This window comes from Flavisphingomonas formosensis (assembly GCF_009755815.1).
Taxonomy (GTDB): domain Bacteria; phylum Pseudomonadota; class Alphaproteobacteria; order Sphingomonadales; family Sphingomonadaceae; genus Flavisphingomonas; species Flavisphingomonas formosensis.
This window is the reverse complement of sequence record NZ_WRPK01000005.1, coordinates 47,724-70,984: the sequence shown is the minus strand read 5'-3', so window position 1 is coordinate 70,984 and position 23,261 is coordinate 47,724. Positions and strand designations below refer to the sequence as shown.

Sequence of the window (23,261 nt, the reverse complement as noted above, 5' to 3'; positions counted from 1 at the left end):
TTGATGACGCAGGATCAAAGGCGTTCCACGCGCACTCCAAGTGCTGCCAGGCCCACTGTCGCGAAGGCCCCGCCGGTCAACGGGACGCGCGGAATCGTGGTGTCGCGCTCGATGCGGCGGACAGTCTGGCCGATCGTCTCGAGGATCGTTCGGACCTCCAGGCGTGCCAGCCAATTGCCCATGCACATGTGCATTCCGTATCCGAAACCGGCATGCGCGCTGTTTGATCGCAGCGGGTCGAAGACGTCGGGATCGGCAAAGGCAGCTTCGTCGCGGTTCGCCGAGCCAATCAGGAAGCGGACGCTGCTGCCCGCCGGAATGCGGTAGCCCGCGAGCGAGGCGTCTTCATGGGTAAATCGCGTGAGGCGATGGACCGGCGGACGATAACGCAGCATTTCGTTCAGGAATTGTCCCGGACCATCAGGCTGACGCAGGAACTCCAGCCACTCCGGATGATCGCAGAGGAAATCGATGCAATTGCCCGTGAGCAGCGTCGTCGTTTCATGTCCGGCCGAGAAAAGAATCGTGACGAAGCCGGTTGTCTCCTCCGCCGTCAGGACACCATCCAACCGCAATCGCGCGATATTGCCAACGACATCGTCCTGCGGCGATTGCATGGCCGCATCGAGGACATTGTTCATGTAGCCAGTCAGCGCACGATAGGGCCCGGCGTCTGCACTGCCGTCATCCGGAACACCGCGCAGCAGCACGCCGAGATAGTCGATCATCTGGGTCGTCCAGTCCCGCATCTGTTCGGAATGTTCGACAGGAACGCCCAGCACCGATGAGATGACGGCGATGGTCAGCGGGCTGGCAAACTCCGCCATCGCATCGCCCCTGCCGGCATCGAGGAAATACATCCAGCGCGCGCGAACAAGTTCAATGATCCTGGGTTCGAGTGCCGCCACGGCGCGCGGGGAAAAGGCGCTGCTCGCAGCCTTGCGTAGGCGCGTGTGATCAGGTGGATCAAGGTTCAGCAGGAACCCGGGAGGGGTGGTCGTACCGGGCAGTTGCGAGTGAAACTGGGTCGCATCGCGCAGTCCCTCGGTGACGTCGGCAAAGCGTGACACGATGTAAAGCGGCGCAGCGGGATCACCAGCGCGGACGATGGGCGCGTTGGCGCGAAGCCAGCGATAATGTTCGATCGGATCAGCCTGGATATCCCGATCGAACGGCGTGAAAGGGGTCATCCGGTCCGGCCAGTCGAGTTCGGTACTCAACGGCGCCTCACGCAGTGGCGCGAGTGTAGTCATAATTTCTGCTCCATAAGTTGGGCCGGCTTGGGCCCACCGCACAGAAGGCGGAAAACCAGGGCACCCAACGTCATTGCCAGGAAGGCAAGACAGGCGACCGCAATGCCGGCATGTCCGATAATCCAGCCGCCAAGGGCGGGGCCCACAGCGAGCGCAATGCCGGTCGCCATCGGCGTGACGGCTGCGCCCTTGCCGGGATCGGTGTGGGCGAGCGCGCGAAACAGGAAAGGGTACTGAAAGCTCCAGACAAAGTTCAGCGCGCAGGCGCCAAAGACAAACATCGCGCCCGAGCCCCCCCAAAGGCCGATGGCGCTGGCGAAGACCAGGACGATCCCGGCGAAGGTTGATTGCCGGTCGGACAGGCGATGACCGCCCAGAGCGACCGTCAGGGACCCGGCCATCCCCGCAATTGCCGTGCTGGCCATCGCGGCCGAAACCGCGGCTAGCCCCAGGCCATGATATTCCCCGATCCGCTGCAGGAACGCCCACAGGAGGGCCATCCCCGTGAAGAAAAGAAAGATGGTGCCAAGGCCGAGCCAACCCGCCTTGGTGATCATGGAAGCGGAGGTCTGACGGGCCTCTTCCATTGCGTCACCGGCAGCGGGTCCGGCCAGGAAGAGCGCCGGAAGCGCCACGATCGTCAGAACCACGTAGAAGGCGCGCCAGTCGGAGATCGACACCAGCCAGGGCAGGAAGCCCATGCCGATCAGGCCGATGATGCCCTGCCCTGCGGTATAGAACGCAAAGGTGTTCGCCGGTCGGCGGGATTGCGCCATCAGGCTGAAGCAGAAGCCGGCGGCAAACCCTTCGCCCAGTCCGGACAATGCGCGGGCCGCCAGCAGCGCCTGCAATCCGGTCACGCTGATCGTCACCAGATTGCCGAGCATCATCACCAGCAATCCGGCGACGATCATCCGCTTCGCCGACGTTCCGCTCTGGACTAGCGCGCGCAGCAGGGTGCCGGTGAATATGCCGGCCATGTTGGTCGATACGAGATAACCGGCACCTGTGGTTCCAACGTTCGGCTGGGCAGCCATGGCGCCGACCATCGCCGGCATGACCGCCGGAAGGCTTGCGACAATGACAGCCACCGCAACCGCGCACCATTCGGATGCCGAAAGCGTTCCGAATGCGGCGCGAGGGTGCCCGGCGGCGTCCCTGTTTTCGTTGGAAGGGGCGGCCTGAACGGTCATCCGCGCGCGGTTTCGCGCATCAGGCGGAGATATTGGCTGACGAACTCGGCCGTCTGACCTTCCAGTTCGGCATAAGGTCCAGGCCGATAGCCGCGGGTTTCGACTCCGCGCGCATTCAGCTCGATGATCGCCTTGTCCTGCTTGGTGGTCTCGTCCCACAGCCAGCGGAGCGCGTCGAGGTCGTAATCCCTGCCCTCCACCGCATCGGCCCGGACCAGCCACTTCGCCACGACATCCGTCCGCCCGGCATCGCGCGGGATATAAGTGACCGAGAGCGCATAATCATTCGCGGCGAAGAGGTACGAGGTGAACCCGAAGGCACCGGTGGTCGTGCTTTCATTATAGGCGAGCAGTTCGCCCAGCAGCGGCGCGACAGGTTCGCCGCCCTTAGAGGCCGTGCTCACGCCCTCCGACAAGGGAATGATGCCGGCACGGGCGAGCTGCCCGCCAACCCAGCGAATTTCGCTCCTTTCGGACGGCATGCCCAGCCCGGCCAGCAGACTTTCCAGCTTGGCGCGGTGCACCGCATGGGCTTCGATGGCAGCAGGCGAGATCTTCTCGTCTGCGCGGACGAAGCCGCTCACCGAGCTGTATTCGGGGTGACTGGGCAGGCAGTGATAGCATTCGAGATTGTTCTCTATCGCAAGCTTCCAGTTGGCCTGCATATGGTAGGTCTCCCTGTGGACGACCTTGCATTCGGCCAGGTGATAAGGTGCCCAATATGGCTTGAGATGCGCGGTGAGGGTGGAGAAATCGGGCGCATTGGCAGGGTCGAGGGTGATGAAGATGAACCCTTCGAACGTCGCAACGCCACAACGAACCAGCCCGAAATCGGCCTTGTCGAGACCCGCGGGCATATGGCGCCAGGCCTGCAGCGAGCCGTCGAGGCGGTAGGCCCAGGCGTGATAGCGGCAGGTCAGCTGGCGCACGGAACCCTTGGGCTCGACGCAGATAAGCGCACCTCTGTGGCGGCAGGAATTGTGCATCGCATGAAGCTCGCCATCCCGGCCTCTAACCAGGATGATCGAAGCCCCCGCGACCTCGACAACGACGTAATCGCCCTGGTTGGGCAGTTCGGATTGGTGCCCGGCAACGAACCACTGGCGTTTCAGGAACGCGTCACATTCAAGCTCAAAGATCCCCGGGTCGGAATAGAACGCGCCTGGAAGACTGTAGCCCTCCCGGCATTCCCCGAGTGCCCGCTCGAGCGTTTCAACGGCATTGCTCATCTGCAAACTCCCTGACCCACGACAACCCCCATCAGGGTCAAACTCCCCGAACTTTCGTCCATCATGGGCAATCTCGATCCCGTCCTGTGGGATGATGCTTATCTCACCAAATTTTTTACGAGATGACACGCGAGCTTACGGTTGACATCCTGATCAGCAAGATGATCCTGTCACGGATGATGAAATCTGCACAAGAATCTGACGGGGCAGGATATCCGTGCTCGATCTGCATCGATTCCAGCGAACAATATATCGACGAGAAGCTGAGCCGTCTGCTGAAGCACGAGACGGCGCTCGATGGCGGCGTCGACATGATGCGTCTGAACGGGCGGCTGCTCAGGCCGGGCGATCGGATCGAAAACATTCTCGCCACAGGCGGCGAGGTCACACACCACATAGAGCCGGGATTCAGCATCCACCTGACCGACGGCCAGGCCGCCCATGACTGGAGCATCACCGCACGTGCCGCCGACGATTGCGTACGCTTGCGCTTCGCCGCGGCCGGCAATGCGCAGTATCAGGCTGACCAGGGTAGCCTTGTCGACGAGGACTCGGCCTGCACGTTCATCGTCCAGCCCGCGGGCGCCAGCCTTACCGCAAACTATCGCCGCGACGTGGTTTACCGATACTGTTCGATCGACGTATCGCGGGCATTCCTCACCGGCAGGCTTGGCATGCTCCCCGAACAGATACCTGCTTACTTCACCAGCAGCTGGGCGCGGCAGGAGGTTGCCTTCGGCCGCATCGCGCTCGATCGGCCCACACTCTCCCTGCTGCTCAGACTGTTTTTGCTGCGTTCGGAAGAGGTCTGGGCCCGACTCGAATCGCAAGCGATAGGGCTTCAGGTGATCGCCCAGCTTTTCTCCAGCTGGCGCGAGCCGCAAAACCCGCCTGCCGTCCTCTTCCGATTGAAGCTCAGCGAGCGGGCGGCATTGGTTCACCTGCGAACCGAAGCCGAGCGCCGCTCCCCAAATCCGATGTCGATGGCCGAAGCACAATCCATTTCAGGTTTGAACCGCAACAAAATTCATTATGGGTTCAAACAGTTGTTCGGCGTATCGCTGCAGCGCTACTGCACCGACCTGCGCCTGAGGCTTGCTTCGGAACTGCTCCTGACAACGACCCTGCCGATTGCCGAGATCGCGGCAAAAGCAGGTTTCAGTGAGCCGACAAACTTCACCGCCGCATTCCGGCAACATACCGGACAGCTTCCTTCGAACTTTCGCAGCGCGCGCGGGAAGGCAGGCCTGATGCTTTCGCGACCACCTCAGCCGAGCAAAATCTCGAAATAGAGGGGCGAGAACTTTCGCCTTTGTTCAAGCGATTCTGAAATATCCAGCGCTTCATAACCGATCTGATGGAAGTAGGCGACGCGGGCCCGAATAAATGCCCGATCGGCGTCGTAACCTAGATCGGCATAGATCTCCTTCATCAGCCCGATGCGCCGCTCGTCAACCGCCTTGACCCGCTCCTTCACAGCCGCCGACCCTCGCGACCAAGCGCGGACAGCCGCGTCGTAAGCCGGATCGTAAAGGCCGTCATAGACCCATGCGTTCCACAGGGCTTCAAACTGGCCGACCGGGGAGAGGCCCGCGTCTCTCGCCTTTGCAACTGCGGCAAAGATGGGATCGTTGTTGCGCACCTCCCAGTCATCGAGCAGCGCCACAAACAGTTCGTCGCGCGTTCGGAAGTGGTGATAGAAGCTGCCGACCGTCACCTTGAGCGCCTTCGCCAGCAGCTCGACCTTCAGGCTTTCGATGCCACTGGCGATCAGAGCCACGCGGGCCGCTGCTATCCAGTCATCCCGACCCAGCACGCGCGACGAGCGGGCACGCCGCCTCGGCCGCGTTGCCTCACCCACAGCATTGCTCACGGGCGCACGCGCCTTGCTCATCGGACTTCCATCCTCTTGACATAGGGCCCCCTATGTTTAATACATTGGCATAGGGTTCCCTATGCCGACCCCAGACAAATGCAACACTTGTGTGCCACATCAGCGAAACATCCCGTTTCACGAGAGCCTGGCCCAATAATTGCGAGCAGCGAGGCCATCGTGACTGCCAAGTTGATCAACGGTCGGCGCCTGGCCGAAAAGCTGCGGGGTGAACTGCGGATTCGCGTCCGATCTATCGCCAAACGCCGTGGCAGAGCGCCCGGACTCGCAGTGATCCTGGTCGGCGAGGATGCCGCATCGGCGGTATATGTCCGGAACAAGATTCGCGCCTGTGAAGCGGTCGGTATCGAGTCCACATGCATACGCTTCCCATCAAGGGTGAGCAACGAAGAGTTGTTGCAAACCATCGCCCGCCTGAACGCAGACGATGCGATCGACGGTATCCTCGTCCAGCTGCCCTTGCCCGGCCATATCGACCTTCCCCTGGTCCTGGAAACGATCTCGATCGAAAAGGACGTTGACGGGTTTCATCTGTACAATGTCGGTGGCCTGGTGGTCGGCAACACGATCTTCTCGCCGTGCACGCCCTATGGCGTGGTCAAGCTTCTCGAAAGCGAAAATATTGCCATCGCCGGCCAGAACGTCGTCGTGGTCGGCGCCAGCAACATCGTCGGCAAGCCGATGGCGCTGATGCTGATGTCGCGCGGCGCGACGGTCTCGATCTGCCACGCCCTGACCCGCGACCTGGCTCAATTCACGATCCTTGCGGACATCCTGGTGGTCGCCGCCGGAGTTCCGAACCTGATCCTTGCGCCGATGGTGAAGGCGGGCGCCGTGGTCATCGATGTCGGGATTAATCGGCTGCCCGACGGCAGCATCGCCGGCGACGTCGACTTCCACGGTGTTTCACAGAGGGCTTCCCATATCACGCCGGTGCCCGGCGGGGTCGGCCCGATGACCGTCACCATGCTGCTGGAGAACACGATCGCTTCCGCCGAGCGATCGTCCGCCCAGGCGTTCCGGGACAATGGCCGGATCCAGCCGGCCCCCGGCCTGCTGGAAGCAAGCGGAGTGAACAACGCGTGACCAGAACCTATTCCGCCCTTTCCCTTCTGCGCGAGGGCTTCAATGCACAGCAGGGCTGGCAGCCGGCCTGGCGCGATGCCGAGCCTAAATCGCATTACGATGCCATCGTCATCGGAGGTGGCGGCCATGGCCTCGCAACTGCCTACTACCTAGCCAAGAACCATGGCATTACAAATGTCGCGTTGATCGAGCGCGGATGGATCGGCGGTGGCAATACCGGCCGGAACACCACGATCATCCGCTCCAACTACTTCTTCCCCGAGACGGCAAACTTCTTCGAGTTCTCCGTGAAGCTCTACGAGGGGCTTTCGAAGGCGCTCAACTACAACATCATGTTCTCGCAACGCGGGATGTGGACGCTCGCGCATGACCGGCACGGGCTGGAAATGCTGCGGCGGTCGGCGAATGCCATGCTGCTCAACGGCATCGACGCCGAGCTGCACGACGGGGCTATGGTCCGGAAGCTGATCCCGGGCCTGAACGAGAACCCGCGCTTCCCGATCCTCGGTGGCCTCAATCAGCCGCGCGGCGGTTCCGCCCGGCATGATGCGGTGGCCTGGGGGTACGCCCGCGCCGCATCGGCCCTTGGCGTCGACATCATCCAGAACTGCGAAGTCCACGACTTCATTGTCGAGAACGGCCATGTGCGCGGCGTCGTAACCAGTCACGGCGCCATCCGCAGCGATACGGTCGGCATGGCGGTGGCCGGGCATTCCTCGGTGGTGGCGGCAAAGGCCGGAGTGCGCCTTCCGATCCAGTCATTCGCGCTCCAGGCGTTCGTCTCCGAGCCGGTGAAGCCGTGCCTTGACACGGTCGTCCTGTCTCCCGCGACGGGCACCTATCTCAGTCAGTCCGACAAGGGCGAACTCGTTCTCGGCGCCGGTCTCGACCTTTACCTGTCCTATGCGCAGCGCGGAAACATTCCCTGGATGGAGCGGGCGGCGGCGGGTGTGGTCGAGCTGTTTCCGGCCTTCTCCCGACTGCGCTTCCTGCGCCAGTGGGCGGGCATCTGCGATGTGGTCCACGATTCCACGCCGATCATCAGCAAAACCGACCTGGGCGGATTCTACGTCAATTGCGGCTGGGGAACCGGCGGCTTCAAGGCGATCCCGGCAGGCGGCTGGTGCCTCGCCCACGCCATGGCGACCGGTGAAGCGCATCCGCTGGCTCGCGGCTTCGGGCTCGACCGCTTCCGCACCGGCGCGCTGATCGACGAGGCCTCCGCCTCCGGCATTGCTCATTAAAGGGACAGGAACGTGCTGCTGATCGACTGCCCCTATTGCGGGCCCCGCTCCGAAATCGAGTTCCGCTGTGGCGGAGAAAGTCACGTGCAGCGGCCCGGTCCGCACGACGCTGCCAGCGATGAACAATGGGCCGACTACCTCTTTTACAGGCACAACCCAAAGGGTGAGCACCGTGAGCGCTGGCTGCACATGGCTGGCTGCGGTCAGTGGTTCAACGTGGCGCGCGATACCGTGACCCACAAGATCACGGCGATCTACCGGATGGGCGAGACCATCGACGCGGGGGCTGGATCATGAGCGGTTGGCGGACGGATTCCGGCCTCGTTGTCGATCGCAGCAAACCCATCAACTTTGAATGGGCAGGCAGGCGTTACCAGGGCTTTGTCGGCGACACGCTGGCATCGGCCCTCATCGCCAATGGCGTTTCGATCATTGGCAGGAGCTTCAAATACCATCGCCCACGCGGCCTCATCGCTGCCGGGCTGGAGGAGCCGAACGGGATCGTGCAGCTTGAGCGGGGATCGCACACTCTCCCCAATATCAAGGCAACTCAGGTCGAGCTTTACGAGGGGCTGGTCGCCGGTCCGGTCAATGCCCGGCCGAGTGCGGAATTCGATCTTCTGGCAATCAACTCGCTGTTCAAGCGGTTCATTCCGGCAGCCTTCTATTACAAGACGTTTTTCTGGCCGAACTGGCATGCCTTCGAGCCGTCGATCCGCAATGCTGCGGGTCTGGGTGTCGCCCCGGCCGAGCCCGATCCGGATTGCTACGAGCATCGGTTCGCCCATGTCGATGTGCTTGTCATCGGGTCCGGCGCCGCCGGCCTTGCAGCTGCCGAGGCGGCGGCGGCCGCGCCGGGCAACGAGCGCGTTATGCTGGTCGAGGCAGACTGCGAATTTGGCGGTGGACTGCTGGCTTCTGCCGATGAACTCGAAGGCTCTGCGCCCATGGCCTGGCGTGACGCGGCACTGGCCCGGCTGCGCGCCTTGCCCAACGTGGAATTGCTGAACCGGACGATGGCCTTCGGGTTTTATGACCACAACCTCGTCGCACTTGCCGAGCGTCTCAGCGATCACCTGCCTCCACACCAGCGGAAAGGACCGCGCCAGCGGCTCTGGAAGGTCCGGGCAGGCAAGGTAATCCTGGCAACCGGGGCATTCGAAAGGCCCATCCCCTTTGCAGGCAACGATCTGCCGGGGGTAATGCTTGCCTCTGCAGCACAGGTCTATGCACGGCGCTATGGCGCGGTTCCCGGCCAACGGATCGTGGTCTGTACCAACAATGACTCTGCCTACGCTGCCGCACGCGCCCTCCATGCTGCAGGCTGCGCCTCCGTGGCGATCGTCGATTCGCGCGTGTCCCCCGGTGCCCCCGCGCTGGCCGCGGCAGAATGCGGCATCCGCGTTGTTCAAGGCGCAGTGCCAATCGCCGCGCGCGGGCGTCGTATGGTCAAGGGACTCGATATCGCGGCGCTTGATGGCAGACATCGTCAGCGGCTCAGCTGTGATGCGATCCTGATGTCTGATGGCTGGAATCCCGCCGTTCATCTCCATTCCCAGTCCGGTGGATCGCTCGATTATGATGATGCGCTGCAAGCATTCCTGCCAGCGACCGCTGTCCAGAACGCGGTCAATGTCGGCGCGGCAGCGGGCATTTTCGACCTGACAGCAGCCATCGCCATGGCACGCGACGTCGCGCGCGGCACTGCTGTCCGTTATCCCGCCCCTGCCCCAGTCGGCCCGACCCGCCGCTTTGCCGATGGCGATCCGAAGGCTGCCTCGGCGTGGCTCGATTTCCAGAACGACGTCACGGTGGGCGATGTGCAGCTTGCCGCCCGCGAAAACTTCCGCTCGGTCGAGCATCTCAAGCGATATACCACGCTGGGCATGGCCTCCGATCAGGGCAAGACGTCGAACATATCGGGCATCCAGACGCTGTCGGCGCTCCTTGGCAAGGCTGCACCCGCGATTGGCACCACCAGGTTCCGCCCTCCGTTTGACCCAGTGACGATCGGCGCCTTTGCCGGCCGCGCCACCGGCGAGGACTTGAGCCCGCTTTCAGAAACTCCCTCGCACGCGGCCCAGCTTGCGCTTGACGCGGTGATGGAACCCTATGGCCGATGGAGCCGCGCAGCCTTTTTCCCGCGCCCGGGCGAGGACGAGCATCGCGCTGTTGCCCGTGAAGTGATGGCAGTGCGCCAGGCTGCGGGACTGTTCGACGCCTCCACGCTCGGCAAGATCGAGGTCAAGGGGCCGGATGCAGCAGAGTTTCTGCAGCGCATGTATGTCGGCGGAATTCGCACGCTCAAGATCGGTCAATGCCGCTACGGGCTGATGCTCAGCGAGCATGGGGTGGTCTACGACGACGGCGTGATCGCGCGGATCGGCGAATGTCATTATCTGGTCGGCACCACGAGTGGCCATGCCTCTGCCATTGCTGAATCCTTCCACGAATGGCTGCAATGCGAATGGCCGCACCTGCGCGTCGCGGTCGAGAATGTCACGACCGCGTGGGCGGTGGTAAACATCGCCGGCCCCCGGGCTCGCGATGTGCTGGCCGCGTTGGGCAGCGATATCGACCTTTCGTCCGAAGCATTTGCGCACATGCAAATCCGCGTCGGCGCGATTGGCGGGGTGCCTGCCCGCGTGCAGCGAGTCAGCTACTCTGGCGAGCTTTCGTATGAAGTGGCGGTTCCGTGGCGCTATGGCGCTTCGCTCTGGGAAGAGCTGATGCGCGCTGGCAAGCCGCATGGGATAACGCCATTCGGCGTTGAAGCGATGATGGTGATGCGGCTCGAAAAGGGCTTCCTGCACGTCGGTTCGGACACCGATGGCACCACATATCCGCAAGACCTGGGCTTCGGCGCAGCGATCGCCAAGAAGCCTGACGATTTCGTCGGTCGGCGATCCATCGTGCGGCCCGATGGACTCCGCCCGGACCGGCGCCAGCTCGTCGGGCTTGAAGTGATCGACGGTGCCGGTCCGCTGGCAGTTGGCGCGCATGTCCTGCCTGGCGAAGCGGTCGAAGCGCGCGGCACCCAGGGGTGGGTCACCTCCAGCGCCCAATCGCCGACGCTTGGCCGCCCTGTTGCTCTGGCACTCGTCGAACGCGGCGGCGAGCGGATGGGCGAGGCCGTCCGGATCTGGGATCTGGGAACCTGGCGAGCCGCGAAAATTGCCGATGTCCGCTTTTATGATCCTTCCGGGGAGCGTCTCCATGCCTGACCCGCAAATTTTGCTAGCACGAGCACCATCCCCTGCCGCCGGCTTCGTTCGCCCGACACTCGCGCTCGAGATCGAGGACATCGCCCTTGCCAAGCTGCGCGTTCACGGCCCCGACGCCGACGGCCGATTTGCCTCGATCACCGGCAATGCCCCGCCTCCGTTGCGGCGACAGGTCGTGCAGAACGACCTGACCTTTGTCTGGCTGGCTCCGGGGGAATGGCTGATCTGCGGCGGCGAGGAGGCTGTGGCGGCATGGCTGGCGCAATCGGACCTCCGCGACGACGAGGCCGCGCTTGCCCTCGACATCACCCACGGCCGGACCGCCTTCGTGCTCACCGGCAGCGATGCCCGTGATGTGCTCGCCGCGCATTGCCCCCTCGATCTTTGGGACAAGAGCTTCCGGGTCGACGATGTCGCCCGTTCGCTGCTGGGCGATACCACGATGGTCATCGCACGGCTGGCTGATCTCGACGGCGCGCCTCGTTTTCGCATTGTCGTCGATCAATCCATGGCTGCTTACGCCGCCCGTGTCCTTGCCCGCGGCTGATCCATCAGGAGTTCGCTTTGACCGACAATTTCGTCCTGCGCTTTCGCTCGCCCGATCAGCCCGGTATCATGGCGGCGGTTGCCTCGCTCGTTGCTGCACACGGATGCGACATCCGCGCTGCGGAAGTCTACGGCGACCCCGAGACAGCAAGCTTTTTTTCGCGGATCGAGCTGCTCAGTCCGATGCCGCTGGAGTCCCTCGCCGAAAAGATCGAGCCGCTCGCCCGGCAGCTCCAGCTCGATTGGCAGCTCAAGGACCTGTCGAAGAAGGAGCGGGTCCTGATCGCCGTTTCAAAGTTCGGCCATTGCCTGATCGACCTGATCCACAAGCAGGAGATCGGACAGCTTCCCATCGAGATCGTCGGCGTTGTTTCCAACCACGAGACGATGCGCAAGGTCAGCGAGTGGCATGGCTTGCGCTTTCATCACTTGCCGATGAGCGAAGGCAAGGCTGCGCAGGAGGCCCGGTTTCTCTCGCTGATCGAGGAGAGCGGGACAGACCTCACCGTGCTTGCGCGCTATATGCAGATCCTGTCTGACGAATTCTCGAGAAAGCTCGATGGCCGCTGCATCAACATCCATCACAGCTTCCTGCCGAGCTTCAAGGGGGCCAAGCCCTATCACCAGGCGCATGCCCGCGGTGTGAAGCTGATCGGCGCGACGGCCCATTTCGTGACCGCCGATCTCGACGAAGGGCCAATCATCGAGCAGGATGTTCGACGCGTGAATCACGCGGTAGCTGCGGAGGAAATGGTGGCGATCGGGCGTGAGATCGAGGCATCGGTGTTAAGCCGTGCGGTTCGCTGGCACGCCGAACACCGTATCTTCCCCAACGGGAACAAGACGGTCATTCTCTAATCCGCCTTGTTCACCGAGCGGGGTCTGTAGTGTTGGCGGGAGTGGCTGTTGTTGCCCCCTTAAAGGCGGTGACCTGACCCCCAGCTTTCCTCCGGCTGGGATTAGAGCCGGGCGATTGTTTGACGGTCCCCCGGTTTCTCATCCGGGCGTGATGCGAGTTTCCGGCCTGCATCCGCCGGGATTAATCCCGGCGGATGCAGCATATTCGGCTGGCGTCAACCAGCCAAGAGCCGTGTGAGGACGGCTCTCATTATAGTCCCGTCGCCAAGCCTCGATCTTGGTCCGAGCATCTGCCAGCGACAGGAACCAATGCGCATTCAAGCATTCGTCGCGCAGCCGGCCGTTGAACGATTCCACGAACGCATTGTCGGTCGGTTTCCCCGGCCGGCTGAAGTCAAGCGTGACGCCATTCTCGTACGCCCAGCGATCGAGCGCCTTCGAGATGAACTCGGGGCCATTGTCCACCCGGATCGTCCTGGGCGCGCCGCGCAACGACGAGATACGCGCCATCGCCGCTACCACCTGCTCGCCCTTGATGCCCTGGTTGACGTCGATCGCCAGTGCCTCGCGGGCGAACGCATCGACCACCGTCAGCGCCCGCAAGCGACGACCATCGAACAGCGCATCCGAGACGAAGTCCATCGACCACATCTCGTTCGGTGCCGACGCTGCCGGCTGCCGCGCGCGGTTGGCAGCGCTGACGTTGCGACGAGGGCGCCTGAGCCGCAGGCTCAATCCATCCTCCCGATAGAGCCGGTAGACCCGCTTGTGGTTCACCAGCCATCCTTCCCGGCGTAGCAGGATGTAGATCCGGAAATAGCCGTAGCGCATCCGCGCTGCCGCCAGATCATGAATCCGCAGCCTGAGCGGCGCCTGATCCGGCTTGTGCGACAGGTACCGCACCGACGAGCGATCGACGCCGAGCGCGAGGCAGCTGCGCCGCTCGCTCACCCCATGGGACGCCTGGACGTGCGCGACGATCTCGCGCCGCCGCCCAGGCGTCAGAGCTTTTTTGCCAGAACATCCTGCAGGATGTGCTTGTCGAGACTGAGGTCGGCGACCAACTGCTTGAGCTTGCGGTTCTCGTCCTCGAGTTGCTTCACCCGCCGCAACTCGCCAACGCCGAGCCCGCCATACACCTTCTTCCAGCGATAGAAGGTCTGCTCCGAAACACCCATCCGGCGGATGACCTCGGCGACAGGCGTACCCGTCTCCGCCTGCTTCAGCGCGAACGCAATCTGCTCTTCCGTGTAGCGCGTCTTCTTCATGTCCCAGCTCCTTGCTCACAGGCATCAAAGGGCCGGAAAACTCTCACTCAGCATGGATGAAAAAACAGGGAGGACGTCAAAACAAACTAAAGAACTGCCGACGCATCGCGACCCGCGACGACAACCGAGTGCTCCAGCGCAGACTGTCCGAAATATGTATACATTTTCGGACAAAGGCCATTCGATTAGTAAGTCAGATATGACTTTTAAATTGCGATATATCGTCAGATATGACTTACAGGCCTTGCGCTAACTCGGCTTCTTCGTGCTCGAAGGCAGGTTCAAAGGTGCGCACCTGCGCGCTCGTGATCCCGGCGTCGCGCAACGCGCCGCGCCAGTGTTGTGCGACTGTGTTTGCCAAATCCCGGATCAGCGCGCGTGCGTCCGGCGTCTCGATCTCGAAAAACTCGCAGGCATCTAGAGCAAGCGCGATCGATCGGTCATGGGCGCCGCCTTCGAAGATCGCCGTTTCGAGATGCGGATTGCGGTCGGGTGCCGGATTGACGTCGAACATTGGCGACAGACGCCATTGCCCACGGCCGGTATAGAGAAAGCCGTGATTCTTAAGGTGATCATCCTTGTTCGACACCAGGATGGTGAAGATCAGGCGGCGATAGAGTTCGATGAAATCCCGCTCCGGGTCGGCGGAGTGGCCGCGCATGAAATCGACGATCTCGGTATAGGAACCGAGCCGAACCGATTTGTCCGATCTTGTGCGCAGGCAGGCCGTTACGCTCCTCCAGGCGGCCCTATCCGATGCACTCGACCTCGACGCGCAGACGAAGCAGGCCCATTGGAATGTGCGGGGACCCCAATTCCTCCAATTGCACGAGCTGTTCGATAAGCTCCATGACGAGGTAGAAGGCTTCGTCGACCTCCTCGCCGAACGGATCACGACGCTCGGCCATACTGCCGACGGACGTGTCCAGACCACCGCTGCCTTGTCCACGCTCTATGTTTACCCGCTCGAAGCGCGTCACGGCGAAGCCCATCTCAGAGCGCTTTCAGCGAGCCTCGCGTCATTCGGTGCACGAATGCGCGCCGGGATTGCTGCAGCGGAATCCGAGGGCGACGCCGATACCGCCGACATTTTTTTTACCGAGATTTCGCGCGGCAGCGACAAGCAGCTCTGGCTGATCGAGGCCCATCTGCTGGACGACTGACTCCCACCCGTTCGGCCACCAGGCCGACGGAAGGTCCGGGTTGCAGTGCTCCGTCTCTGCCGAGGGCTACGATCCTCCCTTGCTGATCTGCGAGGCGCCAGATCCGGGCCGCGCGCGTGACGATCGGCGAAAGCAACCAGGTGGCGAGCATTGATGCCTGCACCACCCTTAGCCCCCTCCGCCCGCTCGAACGTGTCGGCAATAGCCGCGCAATCGTTGCTGGTTCGCAGGCCATGCGAGGCGCCATGCTAAAGACACCTGCGTTCGCTCAGCGCTGAGCCACCTTGCGGTCGAGGAAGTCGTGGATCAGCGGCGCCATCTCCGCAAGGCGATCCTCGAGCGCGAAATGGCCGCTCTCGAACAGATAGAATTCTGTATCGGGCAAGTCTCGCCGATAGGGATAAGCGGCCTCGGCCGGGAAAATCTTGTCGTTCCTGCCCCACAGGATGATCGTCGGTGGTTTGCGGTCCCTGAAGAACTTCTGGAATTGCGGGTAGAGCGAAACATTGGTGCGATAGTCGTAGAACAGGTCCATCTGGATTTCGCGGTTGCCGGGCCTGTCGAGCAGCGCCTGGTCATGGACCCAGTTGTCCGGACTGATGCGCGCCGCATCGCCCATGCCGTCGGTATATCGGAACTTCGTGACCTCGGGAGAGAACAGGCCGGCCAGTGCCATATGCGTCTCGGGCGTCCCCGCGGTCCAATAGGCCTTGATCGTGTGCCAAGCATCGCCCAATCCTTCTTCATAGGCATTGCCGTTCTGCACAATCAACGCGCTGACCCGCTCGGGATGCTTCAGTGCGAGCCGGCAGCCAACAGGCGCACCAAAGTCCATCAGATAGAGGGCGTAGCGCTTGGCGCGGAGGCGCTGGACCAGCGTATCAATCATGTCGGCATAATGGGCGAACGAATAGGTGAATTGGGTGTGATCCGGCGCGTCGCTCTGGCCGAAGCCGGGATAGTCCCGCGCGATGACCCGATATTTGTCTGCCAGATAGGGGATCAGGTTCCGGAACATATGCGAGGAGGTCGGAAAGCCGTGCAACAGCAGCACGACGGGGCCGTTGGCCGGCCCAGCTTCGCGGTAGAAGACTTTCACGCCGTCGTTCCGTCCGGTAGTGAACGACGACGGGCGCAGGTGTGGCCGTGGGGCCAACAATGCCTTGCGCGCGCGCTTGGTGCGCCAACGAGAGACTCAAAAGAATGGGCCCCAGAGCAGCAGCTATATTCTTCATAATTCCTCCTGAGCATCGCTCCATCGCGGTCCCGGATTTCTCAACCCGTGGGAATGCGGCTCCGGCGCGTCGCGGACTCCTATGCGGTCGGATGGAAAGCGGTTGCCTCCGGGAATGCAGATCGCGGTCAACTTGGGAAGCGACGGCACGGCCGCTTCAAATCTCGAGAGTTTCACCATCTGCAGGGATGAGCAGCCGCTGTTCGTATCCATCCCGTTTCGAGAAGGCGCGCAGATCGGCTCGGCTGAGGATGCAGTGGTTGAAGGCTTCCATGTGGCTGGCAATCAGCACGGCGTTGGGCGCGGCCCGATGCACGGCAAGGACGTCGGAAGGACCCATGATGATCGGATCGAGTCCGATCACCGTCGCCATGCCAGCGTTCAGTACGATGACATCGGGAGCGTAACGGGCAATGGCGCGCTCGACTTCAACGTTCCAGATCGTGTCGCCGGCAACATAAAGGGTCTTGTGAGCGGGATGGCTCATGACGAAGCCGCTGACGGGGCCAAGAATCTGCGGCAGTGCCTTCAACGTCGCGTCGGTGCCGTGCTGCCCGCCCGTGCGGCTTAGACTCACCCCGCGAAAATGGGTTTGTTCGGTTAGCACCCGCGCGTCGGAAAAGCCGGCCCCCTTGAGTTGGGTGGCGTCCTCGGCATTCTGAGCGAAAATGGGCAGCGACTTGTTGAGCTTGGCCTTCGCCACCTCGTCCCAATGGTCGGGATGCAGGTGTGTCACGATGACGGCGTCCACGTCGACGATCGGGGCGAGCGGCATGGGCAGCGGCACCAGCGGGTTGCGTCGCTGGCTGTTCGCCGTCCCTTCGAAACCCGGATAAGCGTCTTTGTCCGCCAGCACGGGATCGACGAGGAAACGAACTCCACCATAGTCAATGCGCAGGGTCGCGTTGCGTATCTGGATCAGGCTCGCGCTCCGGGTGGAACGCTCATGAGCGGCAATCGCCGGCGCGCTCCGGGCCGCCAAAGCCGAGGCAAGCACCGCTCCACCGCCCATCGTGAGCGCCTGGCGGCGCGTAAAAGCAATCCGAATGTGCGAAGCATCGGCCATCTAGCATCCCTTCAGCCCATATTCCGATCAGATCCACGAGATAAACAATCGTCAGCTGCGTTTCCGGGCGGTCGGCGCGGCGCCCCGCCCGGAACGTTGCGGCTATTGGTCGTCGGCGGCCGAAGCCTCGATGAAGGCGGCGACATCCTTGGGGTGGGAAAGCATCACGGCATGGCTGCTGTTGATCTCGGTCACCTTGGCCTTTGCCCGGGTCGCCATGAAGCGCTGCGTGGTCGGCGAGACCATATGGTCCTGCTTCGGCAGCATCCAGCGGACCGGCTTGTCCCGCCAGGCCGCGCTGGTGAGCTTGGTTTGCACTGCGGCGATGCCCCAGGGAACCTGGGCCACCGCCATGAAGCCGGTGATCGAGATATCGACATCAGCAGCGAAAGCGGTCGGGAATTTGGCGGGATCGACGATGATGAAACCGTCAGCCGGCGGCAGCAACGGCGGACCGGACTCGCCCGGCACCGGTCGGGTCGCCAGCTCGAACACGGATTCCCCGACATCAGGCGCGAGCGCCGCGATATAGGCGAGGCTCTTCACCTTGGGATCGGCGCCCGCCTCGGTGATGACGGCACCGCCATAGCTGTGCCCGACCAAGAGAACCGGCCTCGTCGCCTTAGCAATAACCTGGCGCGTTGCCTCGACATCGCCCTCCAGCGTGACTGTCGGGTTCTGGACGACCAGCACCTCATAGCCGTCGTGTGTCAGGATGTCGTAGACCTGCTTCCAGCCCGAGGCATCCACGAAAGCGCCATGCACAAGCACGATCGAAACGGGCTTGTCGGCAGCACGGGCGTCGGCTGGTACGGTTGTCGAAGTGGCCATGGCTAGCAAGACTCCAAAAAGGGTGCGTTTCATTGCGTGTCTCCAAGGTTTTAGGGGTGCGCGCCCCCCGGCCCGGGAGAGGGCGGAGGAGGCGGGGGACGCGCGCGTCGCTCGCGATCGCGGATCGCTTGCGTGCGAGGGGGCAGGTCGCGACGCGTTGGCGATCCCGGGCGGCGACGAGGGCTTTTGCGATCGGATGATCCGAACGCGTCTTTCCGCTTGGCGATCAGTTCCCGACCTTCGATGACATGGACGTCGAAGCAACGGCCGTTTCAGGCCCCCAACAACTGCCCGGCGCTTCGACGCGGGATGCGTCGGCACCCCGAACCAGTATTTCGCCTCTGCTCATGCCGTCCTCCGTCGACTTAATTTACGCAGCCCTTTTACCCCGAGAACAGCCAGGCGTTGGTCAACCGTGGTAAGTTTCGGTGAAGTCGGGTGGCGGTGGTCGTGTTCACCAGCCCCGCAACATCGCTTCGTTCAGCAAGGTAAAAGGCGGTCAATTCCCGTGAGGTTCCTGGAAGGTTATCGACGCGGGCACTTGCAGTCTTAAGTTCTAGTAACCAGTTCTTGAGGCTTCGGCGCATTTTGAAATGGAACGGATTGATGACGGCGACGCGCATCCTACTGTTTCGGTCGTTCGAACCGCTGTCGCATGCCTCAAACTCGCTTGCTCCACTGCCAATTTGGTTGCGCAGCCTGGGCCGAACTCCGGGGATGTTCACCTGTTGTTCGTTGACCGCCCGACGCGGGTCGGCAACCTCTCCCAAAAACGCCAGGACCGCTTCTGCGGCCGATGGACCGGCGATCCGGTTGGGCTTGCGGCAGCACAAAGATATCCATTGGACTGTGGACGATGGTGTGCTGCGCAGGATGTGGCGGATGGCGCAAACGCCGGATGGCTTTCTCTGGTTCGCAGCCAACGGAGGGTTGAGCCGCTTTGGCGGTGTGACGTGTGAGCGCGTGCCGCCACCCGGCCCCGCCGGGCTTGCCCATGGCCGGAACGGCCGCAAGGTACTCAGCGTTCCTATCCCGCGTCACATCCAATTCCGCTGTCATTTGAAAGGTGGACGACCAAAGGGTGCGTTGCGGTACGCCACGCTCCGCCGACGACGCGAAGCTGGAACCCCGTCGATACGTGGCTCGCATTGTAGCCGCGAACAGCGATGGCAGGCGGAACCACACTGGTGCCAACTTGTCTTTCGAGACTCTCCAGACCTTGTTTGATAGCTGGCCTTCTTGCCTCCTCTGCGGAGTCGCACTGATCGGCCTGTCATGGCTTGCATATGCCTTGCGGCTGCGCTCAGTAGCCAGCCGGATGCGCGCGCGTATGAACGAACGCATCGCTGAACGTGCCCGTATCGCTCGCGAACTGCACGACGCCCTGCTCCAGTCGGTGCAGGCGCTGACGCTGCGCTTTCAGCTTGCGGTCGATTATCTCCCGAAGGACGAGCCTGCACGGCCTGTGCTTGAAGCTGCGATCGACCAGGCTGATCAGCTCATCGCCGAAGGACGCGATCGGATTCGCGACTTACGCACCTTCGAAGAAGGCGACATGGAGAAGGTTCTCTGTGACATCGTCGCTCGGCAGGCTTTTACCGCCCCTGTCGAGATGTCCGTGACCAGTTCGGGCGCAACCCGGCCCCTCGACCCACTTGTGTTCGACGAGATCATACGAATCACCCATGAAGCGATTTCCGATGTCCGGCGCCACGCGAATGTCACCAAGCTGGTCGTCGAGATCGGATATGGCAGGTCTTTCACGATAAAGGTGGCAGACGATGGTGCGGGCATCGAACCGGAAATATTGTCTCGGGGCGCGCGCACGGGCCATTACGGTCTGCCCAACATGCGTGAGCGAGCCATCAAATTGGGGGGCGACCTCATAATTCATCGAGGTACCGGTGGAGATACGGAACTTTTGCTGACAATCCCGGGCCGGATCGCCTATGATGAAGGCAGGTTTGGTCTCTTTGCCGGGTTCCGGACAACAAAATGACGCTGGCTGCCCCTGCCCCAATCCGCGTGCTCATCGTCGACGACCATCAGATGGTCCGCGACGGGATTGCCGCTTTGCTCAATCGCCAGCAGGACATGGCGGCCGTGGGCGAGGCCGCTGACGGCTTGGAGGCAGTCCACCAGTTTCGCGCCTTGTCACCCGACGTGACCCTCATGGATTTGCAGATGCGCGAAATGGGCGGCGTCGAAGCGATCAAAGCGATCCGTGGTCTTGCCCCGGGTGCCCGCATCCTTGTCCTCACGACCTATCCGGGTGATGCTCAGGCCGTCCGCGCCATGCGAGCCGGAGCCGCCGGCTATCTGCTCAAAAACTGCATTCGGCGGGAATTGATCGACGCCATCCGCTCAGTCCACACCGGACGCCACGCGATCAGCCCCGACATTGCGCACGACCTCGCCGCCCACGCTCTCGACGAACCGCTGACGGATCGCGAAGTCGCGGTCCTTCGTCTCGTCGCCGAAGGGCATGCCAACAAGCAGATCGGCCGCGTGCTCCACCTGTCGACCGATACCATCAAGGCACATCTAAAAACGATCTTCGCAAAGCTCGGAGTAGACGACCGCACACACGCGGTCACTGTCGCGACCCGCCGCGGCTTCTTCGAGCGCTAGGTGCAATATCCTTCGCCGAACGTCCGAACCGGGCATATGAAACGGTAGCCGCGGCCGATGACTGTCGCGATGTAGAGCGCTTCGGCATGCCGCTCGCCCAGCGCGCGGCGCAGCGCAGCCATATTCGTCTTCAAATTGCTTTCATCGACAAAAAGCGAGGGCCAGACTAGGTTGATCAGCTCTCGCTTGCCAACCACCTGGCCCGGACGTCCGACGAGGACAGTCAAGATGTCGAAGGCGCGCCCCCCGATCCGTACAGCCCGTCCGTCATGGGCCAGCAATTGGCGCTCCGGTTGCAGAATGAAAGGACCAAAGGCAAACGATCTAGGCTGAGGGGCTTGTTTTTCCGATATATTCACGAGTGGGACAGGTGCGTCTGGCGGTCCTGACACGGACGCGGGCGTGACATGAGGTATCATCGGTAGCGGCCTTTCTGATTGATCGGACACTATTGCCGAGGCAGCACAACCTGCCGTTATCACCGCTTCCGCAATTCGCTTCGTCCGATCAGAACCTATCTTGCTTGCTCCGGTGACGCATCGCTCACTCGGGTGCCAATCACTACCCGATGGGGTAACGGCCGAGGGTAGGCGAAGGTGGCGCGATCGACCGAGAAACTCTGCAAGCGCTCTTTGCCGGAATTCACGGGCCTTAACTCATGTCCCGATCGTGAAGGCTTTATGCTCGCGCCCCGCGAACCTGCTCCATCTCGGACTCGTCATCGTGGGCTCAATTATGGCTTTGCAGGGCAAATGGGCGTGGATCAGGTCCGAGGCGGCGCTCCTTACGGCGCAACGACAATTGCCGGTTTCGATGGCGGCCGCGCACCAGGTGCGGACGAACTCGACGGGGCCGAATATCTCGGCCGCCGGGTTGCGAGTGTCACGTCCCGGCTCTTCGCCTAACAGGAGGGTTAGCCATGAATGACCAAGTCAAGACCATCGCCATCCTGACTGCCCTCCCCGGCAAGGCTGAGGATCTGCGCGCGCTCCTCGAGGGCATGATTGCACCCAGCCGTGCCGAACCGGGCAATCTGCGCTACGATCTCTGGGGCGATCGTGCCGATCCTGAAAAGTTCGTTCTGGACGAGCTTTACACCGATGCAACGGCCCTTGCAGAGCATCGCGCTTCTGCCCATTTCCAGGCCTATCTCGGCCAGGTGAATGCCCTAGCGGAGCGGCTGGCGCTAAGCCTCGACGCGCTAGCAGTGCGCTGAAAGGCGAGAGGACATCTTCCCGTCGTGCCTGGTTCCGACGGCGTGGCTCGGCAATATGTTTCGCGCGATCCCGCAGGAGGAGGCGCTCGCCACGGTGGAGGCCGCCTGGAAGGTGCGCATAGGCTGGTTCGATGACGCGGCATTCTATGGCGCCGGTTGTCAGGACGAGCGTGGGGCTGGCGCCGAAGAAAGAGCCGCCAAGCGCTGCGGGAACGATTGGCCCGACTCAAGGCTAAAGGGGCGGAGTTGCGCGCGAGACTTGCTTGCTGCGAGGCGCCTCTCGCGCCGGCACCGGGCTTCGACCCTTTGGCCATTGAGCTCCCGAAGATTCACCACGTTTCACCGGCCCTGATCGGCCGATGATGTTATCAGCATTTTCAACATGATTTGAAGAAGCGCCGCTGGTCGCAACCAGAACCGCTCAGTGCGAGCGGCAATAGTTTTCGAGCCTGCAGGTTGCGCGACAGCAGGGTCATGGTGGCACTGCGGCGACGCCCAGGCCAGGCCGACCGCTTCGCGGCAGGTCTTTCCCGAAGATTTCAAGGAGAACTCCGATGACCAAACATGTCCTCTTCATCGTGACCAACGCGGCCGTGATCGGCCCCTTCAATCGGAAGACGGGCTTCTTCTTCGCCGAAGTGGCGCATCCCTTTGATGTGCTCGACGAGGCCGGTATCGCGGTGGAATTTGCGTCTCCAGCGGGAGGGTGGACACCTTTTGATGCCTATGACGAGAGCGATCCGGCCCAGAAGGCTTTCTTTGAAAGCAAGGCTTTCCGTCGGCTTAACCGAAGCCGCAAGCTCGCAGCGGTCGATGCCGCCGACTATGACGCTATCTTGCTTCCCGGCGGTCTGGGGCCCATGGTTGACATTCAGCGGAATGCCGATGTCCAGCATGCTATCGTCCGTGCCTGGACCACCAACAAGCTGGTGACGGCCGTCTGCCACGGGCCGTGCGGCCTGCTGGGCGTCGACGTAGGTGACGGCAAGCCGTTCGTCCATGGGAAGAAGCTGACCGGCTTTTCGAAGGCTGAGGAATATGACTATGCCCGCGAAGACGTGCCTTACGAGTTGGAAGACGCGCTGAGGGCGGAAGGCGCCGTCTACTCGTCCGTCGCCAACTGGCAGCCGCACGTCGTCGTTGATGGCCGACTGATCACGGGCCAAAATCCGGCCTCCGCGACCCAGCTCGGCAAGGAACTTGTCGCCGCACTCAAATGAGGCGCGTGAACTGAGGCCGCGTCAATCGGGAAACGCCACCACGGCCGGACCTCTTCGAAAAATTGCGGGGCGCCAATCTCGTCCTGTTTCAAAGGCGGAAGCCTC

Annotated in this window: 22 protein-coding genes and 1 pseudogene; 12 read left to right on the top strand and 11 right to left on the bottom strand. The window is 62.4% G+C overall.

Annotated features, from left to right (window positions below; translation table 11 throughout):
• Positions 1–14 precede the first annotated feature (14 nt).
• The 3 genes from GQY20_RS14935 to GQY20_RS14925 are packed head-to-tail and all read right to left on the bottom strand — an operon-like array spanning position 15 to position 3,804.
• Complete coding sequence (locus GQY20_RS14935) at positions 15–1,295, bottom strand: cytochrome P450 (RefSeq protein ID WP_157217928.1); 1,281 nt, start codon at positions 1,293–1,295, stop codon at positions 15–17.
• Positions 1,250–2,446: an MFS transporter gene (locus GQY20_RS14930; RefSeq protein WP_157217927.1), complete on the bottom strand. Its 1,197-nt coding sequence runs from the start codon at positions 2,444–2,446 to the stop codon at positions 1,250–1,252. Before GQY20_RS14930 ends, GQY20_RS14935 begins: the two co-directional genes overlap by 46 nt.
• On the bottom strand, positions 2,443–3,804 hold the full coding sequence (locus GQY20_RS14925) for an aromatic ring-hydroxylating oxygenase subunit alpha (RefSeq protein WP_157217926.1): 1,362 nt from the start codon (positions 3,802–3,804) through the stop codon (positions 2,443–2,445). Before GQY20_RS14925 ends, GQY20_RS14930 begins: the two co-directional genes overlap by 4 nt.
• On the opposite strand from GQY20_RS14925, the gene GQY20_RS14920 reads away from it, so the two are divergent.
• Complete coding sequence (locus GQY20_RS14920; protein ID WP_157217925.1) at positions 3,798–4,967, top strand: helix-turn-helix domain-containing protein; 1,170 nt, start codon at positions 3,798–3,800, stop codon at positions 4,965–4,967. The genes GQY20_RS14925 and GQY20_RS14920 overlap by 7 nt on opposite strands.
• Here GQY20_RS14920 and GQY20_RS14915 read toward each other — a convergent pair.
• On the bottom strand, positions 4,943–5,569 hold the full coding sequence (locus GQY20_RS14915; RefSeq protein WP_157217924.1) for a TetR/AcrR family transcriptional regulator: 627 nt from the start codon (positions 5,567–5,569) through the stop codon (positions 4,943–4,945). The genes GQY20_RS14920 and GQY20_RS14915 overlap by 25 nt on opposite strands.
• Positions 5,570–5,728: 159 nt before the next feature.
• On the opposite strand from GQY20_RS14915, the gene folD reads away from it, so the two are divergent.
• Genes folD through purU form a run of 6 tightly spaced genes read left to right on the top strand, consistent with a single transcriptional unit; the run spans position 5,729 to position 12,527 of the window.
• On the top strand, positions 5,729–6,655 hold the full coding sequence (gene folD, locus GQY20_RS14910; RefSeq protein WP_157217923.1) for a bifunctional methylenetetrahydrofolate dehydrogenase/methenyltetrahydrofolate cyclohydrolase FolD: 927 nt from the start codon (positions 5,729–5,731) through the stop codon (positions 6,653–6,655).
• On the top strand, positions 6,652–7,899 hold the full coding sequence (locus GQY20_RS14905) for a sarcosine oxidase subunit beta family protein (RefSeq protein WP_157217922.1): 1,248 nt from the start codon (positions 6,652–6,654) through the stop codon (positions 7,897–7,899). The genes folD and GQY20_RS14905 overlap by 4 nt, the downstream gene beginning before the upstream one ends.
• Positions 7,900–7,911: 12 nt before the next feature.
• Positions 7,912–8,196, top strand: a complete 285-nt coding sequence (locus tag GQY20_RS14900) for a sarcosine oxidase subunit delta (RefSeq protein WP_157217921.1) — start codon at positions 7,912–7,914, stop codon at positions 8,194–8,196.
• Complete coding sequence (locus GQY20_RS14895) at positions 8,193–11,123, top strand: sarcosine oxidase subunit alpha family protein (RefSeq protein ID WP_157217920.1); 2,931 nt, start codon at positions 8,193–8,195, stop codon at positions 11,121–11,123. The genes GQY20_RS14900 and GQY20_RS14895 overlap by 4 nt, the downstream gene beginning before the upstream one ends.
• On the top strand, positions 11,116–11,670 hold the full coding sequence (locus GQY20_RS14890; RefSeq protein ID WP_157217919.1) for a sarcosine oxidase subunit gamma: 555 nt from the start codon (positions 11,116–11,118) through the stop codon (positions 11,668–11,670). Before GQY20_RS14895 ends, GQY20_RS14890 begins: the two co-directional genes overlap by 8 nt.
• A gap of 17 nt (positions 11,671–11,687) precedes the next feature.
• The gene (gene purU / locus GQY20_RS14885) at positions 11,688–12,527 is read left to right on the top strand and encodes a formyltetrahydrofolate deformylase (protein WP_157217918.1); all 840 of its coding nucleotides are present in this window, start codon (positions 11,688–11,690) and stop codon (positions 12,525–12,527) included.
• A gap of 138 nt (positions 12,528–12,665) precedes the next feature.
• Here the strand turns inward: purU and GQY20_RS14880 are convergent.
• Positions 12,666–13,795 (bottom strand): IS3 family transposase gene (locus tag GQY20_RS14880; RefSeq protein ID WP_408641116.1). Its coding sequence is split into 2 segments (ribosomal slippage): positions 12,666–13,540 and positions 13,540–13,795, totalling 1,131 coding nucleotides; the frame shifts between segments, so codons are not numbered across the junction.
• Positions 13,796–14,030: 235 nt separating this feature from the next.
• On the bottom strand, positions 14,031–14,516 hold the full coding sequence (locus tag GQY20_RS14875) for a type II toxin-antitoxin system HipA family toxin (protein WP_157218257.1): 486 nt from the start codon (positions 14,514–14,516) through the stop codon (positions 14,031–14,033).
• Here GQY20_RS14875 and dps point away from each other — a divergent pair.
• A complete protein-coding gene (gene dps, locus GQY20_RS14870; RefSeq protein WP_198350982.1) occupies positions 14,509–14,958 on the top strand; it encodes a DNA starvation/stationary phase protection protein Dps in 450 nt (149 codons plus the stop codon). The two genes, GQY20_RS14875 and dps, sit on opposite strands and share 8 nt — an antisense overlap.
• 268 nt (positions 14,959–15,226) lie before the next feature.
• Here dps and GQY20_RS14865 read toward each other — a convergent pair.
• From GQY20_RS14865 to GQY20_RS14850, 4 genes and pseudogenes are all read right to left on the bottom strand, one after another.
• Positions 15,227–16,193, bottom strand: a pseudogene (locus tag GQY20_RS14865) (alpha/beta fold hydrolase).
• A 156-nt stretch (positions 16,194–16,349) separates the two neighbouring features.
• The gene (locus GQY20_RS14860; protein ID WP_157217915.1) at positions 16,350–17,258 is read right to left on the bottom strand and encodes an MBL fold metallo-hydrolase; all 909 of its coding nucleotides are present in this window, start codon (positions 17,256–17,258) and stop codon (positions 16,350–16,352) included.
• 102 nt (positions 17,259–17,360) lie between these two features.
• On the bottom strand, positions 17,361–18,089 hold the full coding sequence (locus tag GQY20_RS14855) for an alpha/beta hydrolase (protein WP_198350981.1): 729 nt from the start codon (positions 18,087–18,089) through the stop codon (positions 17,361–17,363).
• Between the two features lie 383 nt (positions 18,090–18,472).
• Positions 18,473–19,012: a hypothetical protein gene (locus GQY20_RS14850; RefSeq protein WP_157217913.1), complete on the bottom strand. Its 540-nt coding sequence runs from the start codon at positions 19,010–19,012 to the stop codon at positions 18,473–18,475.
• 407 nt (positions 19,013–19,419) lie between these two features.
• On the opposite strand from GQY20_RS14850, the gene GQY20_RS14845 reads away from it, so the two are divergent.
• Together GQY20_RS14845 and GQY20_RS14840 are read left to right on the top strand one after the other, a co-directional pair.
• Positions 19,420–20,088 (top strand): sensor histidine kinase, encoded by a 669-nt coding sequence (locus GQY20_RS14845; protein WP_157217912.1) that lies wholly within the window; start codon positions 19,420–19,422, stop codon positions 20,086–20,088.
• Positions 20,085–20,720 (top strand): response regulator transcription factor, encoded by a 636-nt coding sequence (locus GQY20_RS14840; protein ID WP_157217911.1) that lies wholly within the window; start codon positions 20,085–20,087, stop codon positions 20,718–20,720. Before GQY20_RS14845 ends, GQY20_RS14840 begins: the two co-directional genes overlap by 4 nt.
• Here GQY20_RS14840 and GQY20_RS14835 read toward each other — a convergent pair.
• Positions 20,717–21,001, bottom strand: coding sequence for a winged helix-turn-helix domain-containing protein (locus GQY20_RS14835; RefSeq protein WP_198350980.1), 285 nt, complete (start codon positions 20,999–21,001; stop codon positions 20,717–20,719). The genes GQY20_RS14840 and GQY20_RS14835 overlap by 4 nt on opposite strands.
• Positions 21,002–21,639: 638 nt before the next feature.
• On the opposite strand from GQY20_RS14835, the gene GQY20_RS14825 reads away from it, so the two are divergent.
• Complete coding sequence (locus tag GQY20_RS14825; protein ID WP_157217909.1) at positions 21,640–21,936, top strand: putative quinol monooxygenase; 297 nt, start codon at positions 21,640–21,642, stop codon at positions 21,934–21,936.
• A gap of 578 nt (positions 21,937–22,514) precedes the next feature.
• Positions 22,515–23,156, top strand: coding sequence for a type 1 glutamine amidotransferase domain-containing protein (locus GQY20_RS14815; protein WP_198350979.1), 642 nt, complete (start codon positions 22,515–22,517; stop codon positions 23,154–23,156).
• The last annotated feature ends 105 nt before the right edge of the window (positions 23,157–23,261 follow it).